Origin of the sequence: Komagataeibacter xylinus NBRC 15237, assembly GCF_001571345.1 — a bacterium.
In the GTDB taxonomy this organism is placed as follows: domain Bacteria; phylum Pseudomonadota; class Alphaproteobacteria; order Acetobacterales; family Acetobacteraceae; genus Komagataeibacter; species Komagataeibacter xylinus.
The window spans coordinates 80,227-97,715 of sequence record NZ_BCTP01000005.1 but is presented as its reverse complement, the minus strand read 5'-3'; the positions used below and the strand labels follow the sequence as shown (position 1 = coordinate 97,715).

Sequence of the window (17,489 nt, the reverse complement as noted above, 5' to 3'; positions counted from 1 at the left end):
TCCACTTTTTCACAAGGGCTGTCGCGTGCGGGTCGCGGCAAGCCAGGCCTTTACCTGCCCCGCCGGGTCAGGCATGCGAATGAAATCCGACACTGCCGAGACACAGTCCGCTCCCGCCGCAATGCATGAGGGCGCGCGCTCGAGCGTAATGCCGCCAATCGCCACGAGCGGCAGATCACCGATGCGCTGCTTCCACGCCGTCAGTTTTGCCGTGCCCTGCGGCCCCCATGGCATCTTTTTCAGCCTGGTGGGCCAGACCGGGCCAAGGGCCACGTAATCAGGCCTGATAGAGAGCGCGCGCTCGAGTTCCGCCTCGCTATGGGTGCTGACACCCAGCCTGATCCCGGCCGCACGGATGGCGGGCAGGTCTGCCGTATCAAGGTCTTCCTGCCCGAGATGGATGTAATCCACCCCCTCATCAATCGCGATGCGCCAGTAATCATTGAGCACGAGGCACACGCCATGCTGGCGTGCCTGCGCCATACCTGCGCGGATTTCGCGCAGCAGGGCCTCGGGGGCCATATCCTTGAGGCGCAACTGGATCAGCTTCGCACCTGCCTGGCCAAGCTGGCCCACCCAGCGGGCTTCATCAACAACCGGGTAAATGCGCGAGGGCAGCGGTGCGGCGCTCATAGCACCGCCTGCCCGATAACGGGCGTGGAAGGCACGGCCATGTCGCGTTCCTCCATCGGGTCGGCAATATAGGCCATGCGCCCGGCCTCGACCGCCATGGCGAAGGCGCGCGCCATTTCAGCCGGATCGCCCGCCTTGGCCACCGCCGTGTTGATCAGCACCGCGTCATAGCCCAGTTCCATGGCCTGTGCGGCATGCGAGGGCACGCCAATGCCTGCATCCACCACCATCGGCACGTCGGGGAAGTGCGCGCGCAGCGCGCGCAGGCCAAACAGGTTGTTCAGCCCCTTGCCCGAACCGATCGGGGCACCCCAGGGCATCAGCACCTCGCAGCCCGCGCGCAGCAGGCGCTCGGCCCCCACCAGATCCTCGGTCATGTAGGGGAAGACCTTGAAGCCGTCCTCGGTCAGGATTCGTGCTGCTTCGACAAGGGCGAACATGTCGGGCTGCAATGTGTCGGATTCGCCAATCACCTCGAGCTTGATCCAGTCGGTGCCGAATACCTCGCGCGCCATCTGCGCCGTGGTCACGGCCTCGCGCACGGTGTGGCAGCCCGCCGTGTTGGGCAGCACGGGCACGTCAAGCCCGCGGATCAGTTCCCAGAACGCCTGGCCCGCGCGCGCGCCTGCCGCCTCGCGCCGCAGCGATACGGTCACCACCCCGGCCCCGGCCCGGCGCACGGCATCCGCCAGGATTTCAGGCGAGGGATACTGCGCCGTGCCCAGCATCAGGCGCGAGGCGAGTTCGGTGCCATAAAAAAGGGTCATTGCCATTATCCTCCCTGCATGGGGGCCAGAATTTCCACCTGCGCGCCCGCGTGCAGCGCAAGGGCCGGACGCTTACTGGCCGCGACAAAGCAGCCATCCACCGCCGTGGCGATGCGGGTGGTGGCGTCATAGCCCATCTCGGCAAGCAGGGCGCTCAGGGTTGTGGCCTGCACGTCGTGGCGTTCGCCATTTACCGTTATCTGCATGGAACGCTCCTGTAGGGCTGCTCACGCCGCGCCGAACACGATATCGGCCGCCTCCGCCGCCCGCACGGGCGAGAGCAGGAAGCCGTGGCGATACATGCCGTTGATATGGATGCGCCGCCCCTCGTGGCGCACGGCGGGCATGTTGTCTGGGTAGGAGGGGCGCAGGCCGGTGCCGGTTTCGAGAATCTCGGCCTCGCCAAAGGCGGGGTGCAGGGCATAGACCGCGCCCAGCATTTCCACCATCGAGCGCAGGGTCATCGGGCCTGCGTTCTCGCTCTCGATCATGGTGGCCCCCACCATGTACACATGGTCGGCACGCGGCACGATGTAAATGGGAATGCGTGGATGCAACATGCGCACCGGGCGGCGCAGCGTTACATCCGGGCAGCGCAGCAACAGCATCTCGCCGCGCACCCCGCGCATATCGGTCAACTCGTCGCGGGCGGCGATGCCGGTGCAGTCCACTACCCAATCAAAGCCCGCAGGCTGTTCATCCACCGGCACGTTGAACCGGATTTCACCCCCCAGCTCGACCACGCGCGCGGCCAGGACCGCCAGCGCATCACGCGGGTTGACGTGGCCCTCGCCCGCAAAGAACAGCGCACGCGAGAAGCGATCGGCCAGGTCCGGCTCAAGCTGCGTGATCTCGGCCTCGCCAATGGTCTCGTAATGTGAGGTGCGGCGGCCAAAGCGCATGATCTCGCGCACGTCGCGCGCAGGCGCGAGCACCAGCGTGCCGTTGCGGTCCACGCCGGGCACGTGCGCATCCCACCAGTCGAGCGAGGCGAGGGACTGGGCGGTGACCTCTGGCGTTGCAGATTCGGCCTCGCACCACGGGGCCAGCATGCCGCCTGCCTTCCATGAGGCGCCCCAGCCTACGCGCGGGCCACATTCATGCACCACCACCCGCGCGCCCCGTTCGGCCAGGGTCACCGCCGCCGTCAGCCCCGAAACCCCGGCACCGCGCACCAGAACGCGCGGACCCGGACCGTGGGGGAATGCCGTTGGTGCTGTCATGTGCCTGCCGTGCCCCTGTGCTGGTTCAGTCGTGCTGGCGGCGAGTGTGCCAGCGTGCCTGCGCGTGTCTATTCAACAGTAACGGATTTGGCCAGATTGCGCGGCTGGTCCACATCCGTGCCTTTGATCAGCGCCACCTCATAGGCCAGGATCTGCACCGGAATGGTCTGCAGGATGGGGGCCACAAACTCATCCACCGTCGGGATCGCCACCACGCATTCCGCAATCTCGCGCAGGCGGGGCGCGCCCGCCATGTCGGTAAACACCAGCAGGCGGCCGCCACGGGCCTTGGCTTCCTGCAGGTTGGACAGCGTTTTTTCAAACAGAGGCCCCGACGGCACGGTGGCCACGACCGGCACGGTGCTGTCGATCAGCGATATGGGGCCATGCTTCATCTCGCCCGCGGCATAGGCCTCGGCGTGGATGTACGTGATTTCCTTGAGCTTGAGCGCCCCTTCAAGCGCTACGGGGAACATGGCCCCGCGGCCCAGATACAGCACATCACGCGCGCCCGCCACAATGGCGGCCATGCGGCGGATCTCGTCATGGCGCTCGAACACCTCGGTGGCCTTGCTTGGCAGGTCGAGCAGGCTGGTCACCATGCGTTCTTCCTGTGCCGCGTCAATCGCGGCGCGCGCGCGGGCGAAGGCGATGGTCAGGCACGCCAGCACCGAAAGCTGGGCTGTAAACGCCTTGGTGCTGGCCACCGAGATTTCAGGGCCCGCCACGGTGCCGAGCACGGCATCGCTTTCGCGCGCCATGGTGCTCTGCTCCACATTGAGCACCGAGACGATATGCTGCCCCGCCGCCCGCATGCCCCGCAGGGCGGCCAGCGTATCCGCCGTCTCGCCCGACTGCGAGATGAGCAGCCCCAGCCCACCATTGGCCAGCGGCGGGTTGCGGTAACGCATCTCGCTCGCCACGTCGATATCGACTGGCAGGCGGGCATACTGCTCGATCCAGTAGCGCCCGATCATGCCCGCATAAAAGGCCGAGCCGCAGGCGGTAATCACGGCGCGGGGAATGGCGGCGAGGTCAAACGGCAGGTCAGGCATCACCACACGGCGGGTGGCGGGGTCGATCAGGCGCTGGAGCGTCTGGCCAATCACCACCGGGTGCTCGTGCAGTTCCTTCTCCATGTAATGCCGGTAGCCATCCTTGCCGACCGAGGCCGCGATCAGCGCCGTCATCCTGACCGGGCGTTCGACCGGGTTGCCCGCCATGTCAAAGAACGTGGCGCCAGCGGGTGTGATCACCGTCCAGTCGCCATCATCGAGATAGGCGATGCGGCGGGTGAGCGGCGCCAGGGCCAGGCTGTCGGAGCCGAGGAACATCTCGTTATCGCCAAAGCCCACCACCAGCGGCGCGCCATGCCGTGCGCCGATGACCATGTCGTCATGGCCGGCAAAGATCATGGCCAGCGCATAGGCGCCTTCCAGCCGCCTGAGGCATTCATGCGCAGCCTCACGCGGGGAGAGGCCACGCTGCAGGTGGTAGTCAACCAGTTGGGCGATGGTCTCGCTATCGGTATCGGTCGAGAAGACCTGGCCTGCCGCCTCAAGCTCGCGGCGCAGTTCCTCAAAGTTTTCGATAATGCCGTTATGCACCACCGACACGCGCTCCGTGCCATGCGGGTGGGCATTGTTCTCGGTGGGCGCGCCATGGGTGGCCCAGCGCGTGTGGCCTATGCCGGTCACACCCGGCAGCGGCACGCGCGCGAGCAGCGAGGCAAGATGGTCGAGCTTGCCTGCCGCCCGGCGGCGCTCGACATGGCCGTGCTCAAGCGTTGCGATACCGGCGGAATCATAGCCCCGATATTCCAGCCGCCGCAGGGCATCGAGAATGACCGGCGTGGCCTGATTGCTGCCCACAACCCCTACAATGCCACACATCAGCCCTGTTCCTTCCTGTTCTTCAGCCGCTGGCGGAACGCACGGGCATAGCCCGCCTTGTTCGCCTGCCGCGCCCGGCCAACGGCCAGGGCATCATCGGGCACGTCATGCGTAATCACGCTGCCTGCTGCCGTAATCACCCCTTTACCCAACCGCACGGGGGCGACAAGCACCGAATCCGACCCGATAAAGCTTTCGGCCCCGATTTCCGTGCGGTGCTTGAACACGCCATCATAATTGCACGTAATGGTGCCCGCGCCGATATTGGCCTTCGCCCCCACGGTGGTATTGCCCAGATAGGTCAGGTGGTTGGCCTTGGCGCCCGCGCCGAGCGTGGTGGCCTTGAGTTCGACGAAGTTGCCCACGCGCGCGCCCTGCCCCACATCGGTGCCCGGCCGCAGGCGGGCATAGGGGCCGATCTGGGCATCGGGGCCGACCGTTGCCCCCTCGATGTGCGAGAAGGCATGGATTTCCGTGCCGCGCCTGACATGCACCCCCGGCCCGAACACCACATGGGGGTGGACGACCGTATCAGGCTCGAACACCGTATCGGCGCACAGGAACACGGTATCGGGTGCCACGAGGGTCGTGCCGCCCGCCATGGCGGCAAGGCGCAGGCGGGCCTGCACGCAGGCTTCGGCCTGAGCGAGTTCGGCGCGGGAATTGATGCCGCGCAGTTCATCCTCGGGGGCCACGACAGCGCGCACGCTGCGCCCTTCGGCCGCGGCACGCGCCACCACATCGCCCAGATAGTATTCACCCTGCGCGTTGTCGTTATCAATCTCGGCCAGCCAGCGGCGGAAATCGGCGGCCGCGGCGCACAGCACGCCCGCGTTGCACAGGCCGATGGCGCGCTCGGCAGGTGTTGCATCCGCCCATTCCACGATCCGCTGCACCAGCCCGTCGCGCGTGACCACACGGCCATAGCGCGCGGGATCGGCGGGCTCCATGGCCAGCAGGGCAAGGCCCGTGTCATCGCTGCGGCGCTGGGCCAGCAGGGCACGCATGGTGCCCGGCGTGATCAGCGGGTTATCGCCATACAGCACCGCGACATCACCGGTGCCAAAGGTGGCCTCGGCCTGACGGGCGGCATGGCCCGTGCCCAGGCGATCGTGCTGCACAACGACCGTGTGCGGGGCGGCAAGGGCCGCCACATCGTCCATGCCCGGCCCGGCGACGACAATAATACGGTCAAACACTTCGGCCGCATTATCAATCAGGTAGCGCAGCATGGGCTGGCCCGCGAGCGGATGCATGACCTTTGGCCGCTCCGATTTCATGCGCGTGCCGCGCCCTGCCGCCAGAATAACAGCGGTTGACAGGGGCGCGGCGGAGGCGGGCTGGTCGGTCTCTGTGTCGGTGTTCATGGCAGTGTGCGGGTACTCCGCACCTGACTGCCCTGTCAAACCCTTATCCGCACGCAGGCGCATCACTTCGGATGTCTGCATGCTACGGGATGGCGAACAAAAAATAACATACTGACAAAAAATGAAATTTTTCGGTCCATCATTTTTTCCACAACCACCCCTGATGAGGTTTCCGGGTGCCGCCCTTTTTCAAAAAGACGGCGCTCTTTGAAGCATTTCGAAAAAAGCTTCACCAAAAACCTCCTTATGATTTCTGGATGTTTTCCGGGCTGACTTTTCAGACAGTCTCTCGGACAATCTCTTATGACTTGCAGGGCAGCCCGCAGTGAGGCTTGCTGAACGCCAGACAGTCAAAGGCGTTCATAATGACATCCTCCCCTCCCCGTCTGGCGGTTTTTGATATGGATGGCACGCTGATCGACAGCCTGCCCGACCTTGCGGCCTGCGCCGACTGGCTGCTGGCGCAATACGGCCTGCCGCCCGTAACACCCGAGGCCGTGCGCCCGATGATTGGCGATGGCGTGGCCGTGCTGGTCAGCCGCCTGCTCGAGCATGCCGGCCCCGCAGCCGCCCGCATCAACCGCGCCGAGGCCACGGCCCGCTACATGGAACGCTACACGCCCCACTCAACTGACCTTTCCCGCCCCTTTCCCGGCACGGTCGAGACGCTGGCGGCCCTGCACGCGGCAGGCTGGCGCATGGCGGTATGCACCAACAAGCCCGTGGCGGCGGCACGGCATATCCTTCAGGTCATGGATCTGGAAAAATGGTTCGTCGCCGTGGGCGGGGGTGACAGCTTTGGCGTGCGCAAGCCCGACCCGCGCCACCTGCTGGGCACCATTGAACAGGCAGGCAGCACCCCGGCCCGCGCCCTCATGACAGGCGACCACCATAACGACGTAGCCTGCGCAACAGGCGCCCATGTGCCGGTCATTTTTGCCCGCTGGGGCTACGGGCAGCCGGAAATGGAGGCCGGGGCCACGGTGGGCGCCGATTCCATTTCCGAATTACCGCATCTGGCAGGCGAGTTACGGCCTGCCTGAGCCGCCTCACACGTCGAGATTGGCGACCTTGAGCGCATTGCCCACGATGAAGTCACGACGCGGCTCGACCACATCGCCCATCAGGGTGGAGAACACCTGCGCCGCGTTTTCAATATCGCCCACCTTGACCTGCAGCAGCGTACGCATGGCGGGGTCAAGCGTGGTCTCCCACAACTGCTCGTCATTCATCTCGCCAAGCCCCTTGAAGCGGTTGATCGACAGGCCCTTGCGGCCCTGCGCCAGAATCCGCTCATACAGCGAGGCCGGGCCGTGGAAGGGATGCGGCACCCCATCGAGCACAAGGCTGACAGGCCCGGCAAAATCCTTCACCAGCCGCTCATGGCGCTCGGCCAGCCAGCGCACTTCCGCGCTGCGCAGGGTGGTGGCCTCAAGCCGGTAGACCTCGCCCACGCCGCGCACGCTGCGCGCCATCTCCAGCCCGCTTTCGCTTACGGCCACTTTCCACCCGCGCTCGGTGGGCGGCGAGATGACGTCAAGCCGCGCCTGTAGGTCTACAATGCGCTCGGGCACCGTGTTCAGGTCCGGCCGCAGCACGCCCGCAATGGCCGCCTGTTCCAGAATCCACACCGGCACGCGGGCCGACAGGCGCGAGAGCGCGCGCGTTACGTCACGGATAAAGTGCACGTCAGCCCGCATGGCCTCGCCCTGCACCTCGCGCCCATCGGCATAATGCAGCGCCGCATTGGCCAGCGCCTTGTCGAGCAGATAGGCTTCAAGGGCGGCATCATCCTTGAGGTAACGCTCGTCATTGCCGCGCTTGGCGCGATACAGCGGCGGCTGCGCAATGTAGAGGTAGCCGTTCTCGATCAGCTCGGGCATCTGGCGGAAGAAGAAGGTCAGCAGCAGCGTGCGGATGTGCGAGCCATCCACGTCGGCGTCGGTCATGATGACAATGCGGTGATAGCGCAGTTTCTGGATCGAGAAGCCGCCATGCTCCACATCGCCGCGCCCGATTCCGGTGCCGAGTGCCGTGATCAGCGTGCCAATTTCAGCCGAGCCGAGCATGCGGTCAAAGCGCGCGCGCTCCACGTTGAGGATCTTGCCCTTGAGCGGCAGGATCGCCTGAAAGCGGCGGTCGCGCCCCTGCTTGGCCGTGCCACCTGCCGAGTCACCCTCGACGATGAACAGTTCGGACCTGGCCGGGTCGCGCTCCTGGCAGTCCGCGAGTTTTCCGGGAAGCGAGGAAATATCAAGCACGCCCTTGCGCCGGGTGAGTTCACGCGCGCGGCGGGCGGCCTCACGGGCGGCTGCGGCATCCATCACCTTGGCCACGATGTGCCGGGCTTCCTTGGGGTGGGTCTCGAACCAGTGGGAGATCATGTCGGCAGCAGCCGCATGCACCACGGGCTGCACCTCGGACGAGACGAGCTTGTCCTTGGTCTGCGATGAGAATTTGGGGTCGGGCACCTTGACCGAGAGCACGGCGGTCAGCCCCTCGCGCATGTCCTCGCCGTTCAGCGCATGGCTGTCCTTCTTGGTGGCATTGGCCTCGGCGTAGCGGCCCACCACGCGGGTCAGCGCCTGGCGGAAGCCCGCAAGGTGCGAGCCGCCATCGCGCTGCGGAATGTTGTTGGTGAAGCACAGCATGGTTTCATGGAAGCTGTCGTTCCATGTCAGCGCGAACTCGACCTTGATCCCGTTTTCCTCGTTCTGGAGGCTGCCGGTAATGGGCGGGTTCACGATGGCGGTCTTGCCCTGGTCAAGCCATTCCACAAAGGCGCACAGGCCGCCCTCGTAATAGAATTTCTCCTCGCGCGCGGGTTCGTGCCGCTCATCGCGCAGCACGATCCTGAGCCCGGAATTGAGGAAGGCCAGTTCGCGCAGGCGGCGCTCGAGAATCGGGAACTCGAACTCCACCTTGGCGAAGGTCTTGGCACTGGGCTTGAATGTGACCTGCGTGCCGCGCGGCTCAGCACTTTCGCCCACCACGCGCAGCGCCTCATCACGCTCGCCGCCCTGAAAGCGGATCACATGCTCCTTGCCATCGCGCCAGATGCGCACTTCCATCCATTCGGACAAAGCATTGACCACCGCAGCGCCCACGCCATGCAGGCCACCGGAAACCTTGTAGGAATTCTGGTTGAACTTGCCGCCCGCATGCAGCTTGGTCAGCACGACTTCCGCCGCACTCACCCCTTCCTCATGGTGCATGCCGGTGGGAATGCCGCGCCCGTCATCGCGCACGGTCACGCTGCCATCGCCATTGAGGGTGACGACGCAGCCGGTGGCGAAACCGGCCTGCGCCTCATCCACCGCGTTATCAATGATTTCGAAGGCCATGTGGTGCAGGCCCGAGCCGTCATCGGTATCGCCAATATACATGCCGGGGCGCTTGCGCACCGCATCCAGCCCCCGCAGCACCGAGATGGATGCCTCATCATAATCAGGCGCGGGCGCTACTGTGCCCTTGGCCTCGGCATCGTGTTTCTGATCGGGACTGGATTGATCGGACATGCCGGCAGATGCTCCACAGCGGATAACAACAAAATATCAGAATGCATTATAGCCCCAACCGCCCGTCGGAACCAGCATTCCCCACGCAAATCAGGCCTCATGGGCAAGATTACCCGCCCCTGGCGCCTCGAATGCGGCATGGCCCCGCAGGGGGGCGAACTGTTCGGCGTCCGTTCCGGTCAGGAACACGCCCGTGCGCATGCGGCCCACGGCGCGGAACAGGGCCTGCCTGCGGGCTTCGTCCAGATGCACCAGCGGCTCATCGAGCAGGAGCATGGGCACCTGCCCCCGGCATGCCGCGAGTATGCGCGCATGCGACAGCACGATGCCCAGCAGCAGCGCCTTCTGCTGCCCCGTGCTGGACAGGGCGGCTGCGCGCCCGCTCACCCGGTCAGCCAGCGCAAGTCCGGTGCGGTGGGCGCCAAAACGGCTGCCGCCGCGCTGGCGGTCAATGCAGCGCGTGCCCGCGATCTGCCCGGCCAGCCAGTCCTCCACGGCTAACGCAGGCCGGGTGGCGAGGTGGGCGGCAATGTCGCATTCCAGTTCCAGCTGGGCGGCCGGAAAGCCATCGGCCAGCGCCTGCTCATCGGTATTGAGGCGGCTGACCATGTCCATCCGCGCGGCAACGGTGGCTACCGCATGGCGGGCCATGGTGTGCTCAAGGGCGGTAAGCCAGGCAGGGTCGGGGTTGCGCTGGGCCAGAAGGCGGCTGCGCTGGGCCATGGCGCGGTCATGGGCGGCAAGTTCACGCGCATGGCCGGGTTCAAGCGCCTGCACCAGCCGGTCAAGAAAGCGCCGCTTTCCCCCTGCCCCTTCAAGGAACAGGCGATCCATCTGCGGCGTGATCCATACAGCCGAGAAATATTCGCCAATACCATCGCGGTTGCGCAGGGCCTGCCCATCCACCCGGAACACGCGGCGCTCGGGCCGCAGCGGGTCAGCCCCGGTGGCCAGTTGCACGGACAGGGCTTCATCCCCGTCCATTCCCTCCACCTGCGCCGTAACGCCCCACAGGCCCGCACCATGCCGGGGCAGTTCATCCATGCGCGCGCAGCGCAGGCCACGACCAGGCACGAGCAGCGATACGGCCTCGAGCAGGTTGGTCTTGCCGCTGCCATTCGGCCCGGTAATGACCGTGACCGGCTGCGTCGGCTGCCACGACAGGCGGCGGTAGTTGCGGAAATCCGTCAGCGTCAGCCGGGTTATGCAGGCCATGCTGCCGTAATGGGAGGCGCGCTCAAACGCGCATGGGCATCAGCACGTACAGCGCCGAGGGGCTGTCCACATCGCGCACGATGGTCGGGGCGGAACTGTCGGAAAATGCGAACTCCACTTCCCTTTCCACCTGGTCGGTAATGTCGTTGAGGTAGCGGGCCTGAAAGCCGATCTCGATGGGAGGCGCATCGTAGGAGACGTGGTTTTCGTCGAGTTCCTCGGTGGCCGAGCCCTGATCCTGGCTGGCGGCTGACAGCGTGAGCAGGTTATGCGCCATGCTCAGCTTGACCGGGCGCGAACGCTCCTGGCTGATGGCCGCGACACGGGCCACTGCATCGGAAAAGATTTTCTTGCCCACGCGCAGGATGCGGTCATTGCCGTGCGGGATCACGCGCTCATATTCGGGGAACGTGCCATCGATCAGCTTGGAGGTCAGCGTGATGTTGCCGATGGTGAACTGGATGCGGGTATCGGACAGGGCAACGTCAACCTGCTCCGGCCCTTCATCAAGCAGCTTGCGCAGTTCGCCCACGGTCTTGCGTGGCACGATCACGCCGGGCATGCCCTCGCTGCCCGGTGGTAGTTCGGTCTCGACACGGGCCAAGCGGTGGCCGTCGGTCGCCACCGCGCGCAGCACCTGCCCGGCCTCGCCTTCGGCCACATGCAGGAAAATGCCGTTGAGGTAGTAGCGCGTCTCCTCGGTGGAGATGGCAAAGCGGGTGCGGTCGATCAGGCCACGCAGCACCTGGGCCGGAATGCTGAATTCATGCGGCAGGCTGCCTGCCATCATGGAGGGGAAGTCATCCACATCGAGCACGTTGAGGCTGGTGGCAAAACGCCCCGCCCGCAGGCCAAGCGGCGCATCGCCCCCGGCATGGTCGAATTCGACCTGCGCGCCATCGGGCAGCTTGCGCACGATTTCGTACAGCACCGCAGCCGGCGCCGTGACCGCGCCATCACGCAGCGTTTCCGCCGCCATGCCCTCGACCACGGCAATTTCCATGTCGGTGGCGGTCAGCGTCATGGCGCCATCGGTGACATTGATCAGCACGTTGGCCAGGATGGGGATGGTATTGCGCTTCTCGGCAACGCTCTGGATATGGGCCAGTGCCTTGAGCAGCGTTACGCGGTCAGCCTTCAACTTCATCGGTACGATATCCTCCACATCCCGCAGCGCCCGAAAAAGCACAAAACGGGGGAGACCTGTCTAGCAGCCCGAAGCAACAGCGGTAAAGGGGCGCAGGCCCGAAATGCGTCAGGTCTCGAGCATGCGGCGCAGCAGTTCCACGTCCTCGGCAAAGGCGGGGTCCTGCGCCATCAACTGCTCCACCTTGGTTACGCCATACATGACGGTGGTGTGATCGCGGTTGCCGAACTTGCGGCCGATCTCGGGGTAGGAGCGGCTGGTCAGCTGCTTGGCCAGATACATCGCCACCTGCCTTGGCCGCGCCACGGCCCGGCCCCGGCGGGCGGAGAACATGTCGGTCAGGCGCGTATTCCAGTGCTCGGCCACCTTGCGCTGGATTTCCTCGATGGTGACGCGCCGGTCATGCGCCTTGAGGATATCGTGCAGCACATCCTGCGTTGCCTCCAGCGTAACGGGGCGGCCAAACAGGTTGGCATGCGCGATCAGCCGGTTGAGCGCGCCCTCAAGCTCGCGCACGTTCGACGTGATCTTGTGGGCAAGAAATTCCAGCACCTTGGCTGGCACCACCACGCCGGAGGCCGCGGCCTTGGCCTCGAGGATGGAAATGCGCAACTCGAACGTGGTGGCGTGGATATCGGCCACCATGCCGCAGCCAAGGCGGGTGCGCAGCCGGTCCTCAAGCCCCGACAGGTCGGAGGGCGACTTGTCGGCCGAGACCACGATCTGCCGCCCGGCATCGACGAGCGCGTTGAAGGTGTGGAAGAATTCGTCCTGCGTGTTGTCCTTGCCAATGAGAAACTGCAGGTCATCGATCATCAGCACATCGACGGAGCGCAACTGGTCCTTGAACTCGAGCGTGGACTGCGAGCGGATGGCCCCGATGAAGCGGTACATGAACTTCTCGGCCGACATGTAGGCCACCGAGACCTTGCCGCCGCGCAGCAGTTCCGCGCCAATGGCGTGCATGAGGTGGGTCTTGCCCAGGCCCACGCCGCCATACAGGAACAGGGGGTTGAAGCCGGGGCTGGACGGGCGCTCGGCCACGCGGCGGGCGCAGGCATAGGCGAACTCGTTGGGCTTGCCCACGATGAAGGTGTCAAACGTAAAGCGTGGCTCAAGCGGGGCCGCAAGGTCGCTGCGCACCTCGGCTTGGCGCGGACTCTCCACCACGACGGGCGCTGCCGCGGGGGCTGCCGGTTCAACCGGGGGCGTGGCGGACTCCGGTGCGGGCGTAGCATCCTGCGCCCCGGGGGCGGACTGGGCTGCGGGGCGGGCCACCTGCAGCTCGACCCGGCGGATGGCGGGCACTTCGGCATGCCACAGCGCGCCAAGCCGGTCGCCGTACTGGCCGCGCACCCAGTCCCGCAAAAAGCGCGTGGGCAGGTAGAGGGTGATCTCGTCCTCCTCCACCGGGCCGACCGTGATCTGGCGCAGCCAGGTGCGGTATTCGACTTCGCCCACCTCGGCCTTCAGCCGCTCGCAGATGCGCGACCAGTGGATGGCGAGCACACTCTTCTGCGCGTTGGCTTCCGCCACTGCGTCGTAGCCTTCCAGTCCGCCCGTCATATCCGCTCCCCGCCACATGGGGCACGAAAAGGACACCGCCTGCGCGCATGTCCCTGCCGTAACCCCGCTCCATTCCACCACCCCGCGCCACCGGCCCTTATCCCACAGGACAGGCCACAAGCCGTGCCACTGGCACGACCCACGGCCCGGCCCTTGCTGCCAGGACAACCGATGACGCTGGAATTATCCTCGTAATTTAGAGCACGGAATCGGGCGAAGCAACGGGAATCTGCCCCGCCCCTGCCAAAACCCGTTCACACCATGAAGATGCTGATAATAAAAAAAGGCCGCCATCGCCAATAATGGCGACAGACGACCTCCTTTATTACTTCCAGCTTTCTTTCAGATGAAAGAAACCAGCCGTATCTTACGCAGCAGCGAGAGACTTGATACGGGCGGACAGGCGGGAAATACGACGGGCAACCGTGTTGGCGTGAAGAACGCCCTTGCCAACGGCGCGCTGCATTTCGGGCTGTGCCTCACGCAGGGCCACCACGGCGTCGTCCTTCTTGCCGGTGGCGATCGCGGTTTCAATCTTCTTCACGAAGGTGCGTACGCGCGACAGACGTGCGGTGTTGCGGGCGTTGCGGCGTTCGTTCTGACGGATGCGCTTGCGCGCGGATGCTGTATTGGCCATTGCTCTCAGTTCATCTGCATAAATCAGGTTACGGCGGTCCGCCACCCGATCGTGCGGACATCCCATATCAGGCTGGCGATCTAGTCCACCCTGACCGTATTCGTCAAGACAAGTCTTTGCCTAAATCGTCTCAGGCCTCCTGCAATCGGGGGCAGAAGAAGCTCGAACGCCCCGATTGGGTGATGCGTTCCACCCCGTCACACGCAGGCGGGCCGGGGCAATCGGGGCACCCCAGCCCCTCGCGCCCGTAAACGCGCCAGGCATGCTGGAAATAGCCCAGTTCCCCATCGGGTTGCACATAATCACGCAGGCTTGAGCCGCCTGCGGCAATCGCCTCGTCGAGCACGGCGCGGACCTGGGCTGCCAGTTCGTCATATTCCCCGGCACTGATCGCGCCCGCCGCCCGCGTGGGGTGAATGCGCGCGCGGAACAGCGCCTCGGACACATAAATATTGCCAAGCCCCGCCACCACGCGCTGGTCGAGCAGGAGCGCCTTGATGCTCGTGCGCCGCCCACGGCCCTTTGCCGCAAGCCACGGACCACCAAAGCGGTTGCCCAGCGGCTCGGGGCCCATGCCTGCCAGCAGGCGATGGCGCTCCACCTCCACTGCCGGCACCAGATCGACCATGCCAAAGCGCCTGGGGTCCACCAGCCCGCAGCGCGCGCCCTCCGCGGTCTCGATCACCAGATGCTCGTGCAGGGCGGGCGGGGCCGCACGCCCGGCTGCCGTGGGGCGCGAGAGCAGCACGCGCCCGGACATGCCCAGATGCAGCACCACCACCATCCCGCCTGAAAGGGTCATGAGGATATATTTTCCCCGCCGGGCGAATCCATCAATCCGCTGGCCTTCCAGCGCACGGGCCAGACCGGGCGGAAACGGCCAGCGCAGCCCCGTATGGTGCGTGCTGGCGCGGGAAATAGTGTGACCTTCAAGATGCACTCGCATCCCGCGCATCACAGTTTCAACTTCAGGGAGTTCCGGCATGGCCTCATCTGGGGTTATACCTGTGCATCATGACCGACAATAGCCAGCCATACCATCCCTCCCCTTCCGCCGGCCGTCCCGATGACCGCCATGCGGATACCACCGATTTCGGCTTCCGCGATGTGCCATTGCGCGAGAAGAAATCCATGGTGCGCGAAGTCTTTGACAGCGTGGCCTCCAAATACGACATCATGAATGACGTGATGTCGCTGGGCATTCACCGCGCATGGAAAAAGATTTTCGTCAACGAACTCGCCCCCCACCCCGACCTGTCGCTGCTCGACCTGGCTGGCGGCACGGGGGACATCTCGTTCGGCTGGCTGCGCGGCGGGGGCGGGCCTGCCATCCTGTCCGACATCAATGTGAGCATGCTTACCGTGGGCCGCAACCGCGCGATGGAACGCGGGCTGGTGTCGGGCCTCAACTTCCTGGCCGTCGATGCCGAGGCCATTCCGCTGGCCAATAACTCGGTGGACCGCGTCTCCATCGCCTTCGGCCTGCGCAACTGCACCGACAAGCTGCAGGTGCTGCGCGAGGCGCATCGCATCCTGCGCCCCGGCGGGCGGTTCCTGTGCCTTGAGTTCTCACGCGTGCAGGTCGCGGCCTTTGCGCCTGTGTATGATGCCTGGTCCTTTCACGTGCTGCCGCGCATGGGGGCGGCCATTGCAGGCGACCGCGAGAGCTACCAGTACCTCGCCGAGAGCATCCGCATGTTCCCCGATCAGGAAACCCTGGCCGACATGATGCGCGAGGCGGGGCTTGAACGCGTGTCCTACCAGAACCTCTCGGGCGGGATCGCGGCCATCCATTCCGGCTGGAAGATCTGATGGGGGCACGGGCAGACCGTTCTGTCCTGCTGGTGGTGTGTGGGGGAATCGCCGCCTACAAGGCGCTCGAACTCATCCGCAGGCTCAGGGAAAACGGCATCCGTGTCCGCACGGTGCTGACCGAAGGTGGCGCGCGATTCGTAACGCCGCTGTCGCTTCAGGCCCTGAGTGGCGAGCGCGTGTTCAGCGACCTGTTCTCCCTGACCGATGAAAGCGAGATGGGCCATATCGCCCTTTCGCGCAGCAGTGACCTGATCGTGGTCTGCCCCGCCACCGCCGATATTCTGGCCCGCATGAGCGCGGGCCTGGCCGATGACCTCGCCACCACCGTGCTGCTGGCCACCGACACCCCGGTGCTGGCGGCCCCTGCCATGAACGCGCGGATGTGGCAGCACCCCGCCACACAGGCCAATATCGCAACGCTTGCGGCCCGTGGCGTGGCGTTCGTCGGCCCTGAAACCGGACTGATGGCATGCAACGAGCACGGGCCGGGCCGCCTGGCCGAGCCCGACTCCATCCTTGCCGCCATTCTGGCCCGGCTGGACGGCGCGCAGCCACTTGCAGGCCGCCGCGCGCTGGTCACCGCAGGCCCCACGCATGAGCCGATCGACCCGGTGCGCTATCTGGCCAACCGCTCATCGGGCACGCAGGGCTATGCCATTGCGCGCGCGCTGGCGGCAGCCGGGGCTGACGTAACGCTGGTCAGCGGGCCCACCACCCTGCCCGACCCGCAGGGCGTGCATATTGTGCGCGTCGAGACGGCACGCGCCATGCTGGCGGCGTGCATGCAGGCCCTGCCGTGCGATATTGCCGTGTGCACCGCCGCCGTGGCGGACTGGCATGTGGATGAAGCCCCCCAGAAGATCAAGAAAACCGCAGGCCAGCCCCCGCCTGCGCTCCGCCTTGTGCCCAACCCGGATATTCTGGCCACGCTGAGCCAGCCTTCGCCTGCGCGGCCACGGTTGGTGGTGGGTTTTGCCGCCGAGACCGAGCATGTGGTTGAACACGCCACCGCCAAGCGCCTGCGCAAGGGCTGCGACTGGATTGTGGCCAATGATGTCAGCCCTGAAAGCGGCATCATGGGCGGGGCTGAAAATGAGATCGACCTGATCGACGCGGCAGGCTGCACCCACTGGCCCCGGCTGGACAAGACGCAGGTGGCGCAGCGCCTGGTGGCGCGCATCACAGCCTTTTTCAACGCACCACATGTTGACGGACACACCCCATGAGCCTTTCCCCCCTGCCCATTCAGGTCCGGCGCCTGGCGCACGCGCATGACCTGCCCCTGCCCGCCTACGCCACCGAGGGCGCCGCCGGCATGGACCTGCTCGCCGCCGTGACCGAACCCATGACCATTGCGCCGGGCGGCCGCGCGCTGGTGCCCACCGGGCTGTGCGTGGCGCTGCCGCGTGGCTATGAACTCCAGATCCGCCCCCGCTCGGGGCTTGCGCTCAGGCATGGCGTGATGCTGCCCAACGCGCCGGGCACGATTGATGAGGATTATCGCGGCGAGATCGGCATTATCGTGATGAATGCAGGCGATGCGCCCTTCGTGATTGAACGCGGCATGCGCATCGCCCAGGGCGTGCTCGCCCCCGTGGTGCGCGGCGCGTGGGTGGAATATGCCGAGCTTGATGAAACCACCCGTGGCGCGGGCGGCTTTGGCAGCACGGGCACGGCAGGGTGAGCACAGGCGGCCAACCGGGTAACCT

17 protein-coding genes are annotated in these 17,489 nt (G+C 65.6%); 4 read left to right on the top strand and 13 right to left on the bottom strand.

Annotated elements, in window-relative coordinates; translation table 11 throughout:
• Positions 1 to 9: 9 nt before the first annotated feature.
• The 7 genes from GXY01S_RS03525 to GXY01S_RS17930 form a co-directional block, all read right to left on the bottom strand.
• Positions 10 to 633: a thiamine phosphate synthase gene (locus GXY01S_RS03525; protein WP_061272003.1), complete on the bottom strand. Its 624-nt coding sequence runs from the start codon at positions 631 to 633 to the stop codon at positions 10 to 12.
• Entirely contained in the window at positions 630 to 1,406 is a 777-nt protein-coding gene (locus GXY01S_RS03520) for a thiazole synthase (protein WP_174520901.1), read from the bottom strand. The genes GXY01S_RS03525 and GXY01S_RS03520 overlap by 4 nt, the downstream gene beginning before the upstream one ends.
• Positions 1,406 to 1,606 carry a sulfur carrier protein ThiS gene (gene thiS / locus GXY01S_RS03515; protein ID WP_061272002.1) on the bottom strand — a complete coding sequence of 67 codons (201 nt, stop codon included), beginning with the start codon at positions 1,604 to 1,606 and terminating at the stop codon, positions 1,406 to 1,408. Before thiS ends, GXY01S_RS03520 begins: the two co-directional genes overlap by 1 nt.
• Before the next feature lie 21 nt (positions 1,607 to 1,627).
• A complete protein-coding gene (locus GXY01S_RS03510) occupies positions 1,628 to 2,623 on the bottom strand; it encodes an FAD-dependent oxidoreductase (RefSeq protein ID WP_061272001.1) in 996 nt (331 codons plus the stop codon).
• A 68-nt stretch (positions 2,624 to 2,691) separates the two neighbouring features.
• Entirely contained in the window at positions 2,692 to 4,515 is a 1,824-nt protein-coding gene (glmS, locus tag GXY01S_RS03505) for a glutamine--fructose-6-phosphate transaminase (isomerizing) (protein WP_061272000.1), read from the bottom strand.
• Positions 4,515 to 5,882, bottom strand: a complete 1,368-nt coding sequence (glmU, locus tag GXY01S_RS03500; protein WP_061271999.1) for a bifunctional UDP-N-acetylglucosamine diphosphorylase/glucosamine-1-phosphate N-acetyltransferase GlmU — start codon at positions 5,880 to 5,882, stop codon at positions 4,515 to 4,517. The genes glmS and glmU overlap by 1 nt, the downstream gene beginning before the upstream one ends.
• A gap of 62 nt (positions 5,883 to 5,944) precedes the next feature.
• Positions 5,945 to 6,115 (bottom strand): hypothetical protein, encoded by a 171-nt coding sequence (locus tag GXY01S_RS17930; protein ID WP_156470287.1) that lies wholly within the window; start codon positions 6,113 to 6,115, stop codon positions 5,945 to 5,947.
• Positions 6,116 to 6,247: 132 nt separating this feature from the next.
• Here GXY01S_RS17930 and gph point away from each other — a divergent pair, with 132 nt between their 5' ends.
• Positions 6,248 to 6,925 carry a phosphoglycolate phosphatase gene (gene gph / locus GXY01S_RS03495; RefSeq protein ID WP_370664421.1) on the top strand — a complete coding sequence of 226 codons (678 nt, stop codon included), beginning with the start codon at positions 6,248 to 6,250 and terminating at the stop codon, positions 6,923 to 6,925.
• Between the two features lie 6 nt (positions 6,926 to 6,931).
• On the opposite strand, the gene gyrB is transcribed toward gph, so the two are convergent.
• From gyrB to mutM, 6 genes are all read right to left on the bottom strand, one after another.
• Positions 6,932 to 9,400: a DNA topoisomerase (ATP-hydrolyzing) subunit B gene (gyrB, locus tag GXY01S_RS03490; protein ID WP_061271998.1), complete on the bottom strand. Its 2,469-nt coding sequence runs from the start codon at positions 9,398 to 9,400 to the stop codon at positions 6,932 to 6,934.
• A 90-nt stretch (positions 9,401 to 9,490) separates the two neighbouring features.
• The gene (gene recF, locus GXY01S_RS03485) at positions 9,491 to 10,615 is read right to left on the bottom strand and encodes a DNA replication/repair protein RecF (protein ID WP_061271997.1); all 1,125 of its coding nucleotides are present in this window, start codon (positions 10,613 to 10,615) and stop codon (positions 9,491 to 9,493) included.
• A gap of 22 nt (positions 10,616 to 10,637) precedes the next feature.
• Complete coding sequence (gene dnaN, locus GXY01S_RS03480) at positions 10,638 to 11,762, bottom strand: DNA polymerase III subunit beta (protein WP_061271996.1); 1,125 nt, start codon at positions 11,760 to 11,762, stop codon at positions 10,638 to 10,640.
• Positions 11,763 to 11,870: 108 nt separating this feature from the next.
• A complete protein-coding gene (gene dnaA / locus GXY01S_RS03475; RefSeq protein WP_061272049.1) occupies positions 11,871 to 13,328 on the bottom strand; it encodes a chromosomal replication initiator protein DnaA in 1,458 nt (485 codons plus the stop codon).
• Positions 13,329 to 13,695: 367 nt separating this feature from the next.
• Positions 13,696 to 13,965 (bottom strand): 30S ribosomal protein S20, encoded by a 270-nt coding sequence (gene rpsT, locus GXY01S_RS03470; protein ID WP_061271995.1) that lies wholly within the window; start codon positions 13,963 to 13,965, stop codon positions 13,696 to 13,698.
• Positions 13,966 to 14,095: 130 nt separating this feature from the next.
• Positions 14,096 to 14,950, bottom strand: a complete 855-nt coding sequence (mutM, locus tag GXY01S_RS03465) for a bifunctional DNA-formamidopyrimidine glycosylase/DNA-(apurinic or apyrimidinic site) lyase (protein ID WP_061271994.1) — start codon at positions 14,948 to 14,950, stop codon at positions 14,096 to 14,098.
• A 29-nt stretch (positions 14,951 to 14,979) separates the two neighbouring features.
• On the opposite strand from mutM, the gene GXY01S_RS03460 reads away from it, so the two are divergent.
• The 3 genes from GXY01S_RS03460 to dut are packed head-to-tail and all read left to right on the top strand — an operon-like array spanning position 14,980 to position 17,464.
• Entirely contained in the window at positions 14,980 to 15,777 is a 798-nt protein-coding gene (locus GXY01S_RS03460) for a class I SAM-dependent methyltransferase (protein ID WP_061271993.1), read from the top strand.
• A complete protein-coding gene (gene coaBC / locus GXY01S_RS03455) occupies positions 15,777 to 17,006 on the top strand; it encodes a bifunctional phosphopantothenoylcysteine decarboxylase/phosphopantothenate--cysteine ligase CoaBC (RefSeq protein ID WP_061271992.1) in 1,230 nt (409 codons plus the stop codon). Before GXY01S_RS03460 ends, coaBC begins: the two co-directional genes overlap by 1 nt.
• Positions 17,003 to 17,464, top strand: coding sequence for a dUTP diphosphatase (gene dut / locus GXY01S_RS03450; protein ID WP_061271991.1), 462 nt, complete (start codon positions 17,003 to 17,005; stop codon positions 17,462 to 17,464). The genes coaBC and dut overlap by 4 nt, the downstream gene beginning before the upstream one ends.
• The last annotated feature ends 25 nt before the right edge of the window (positions 17,465 to 17,489 follow it).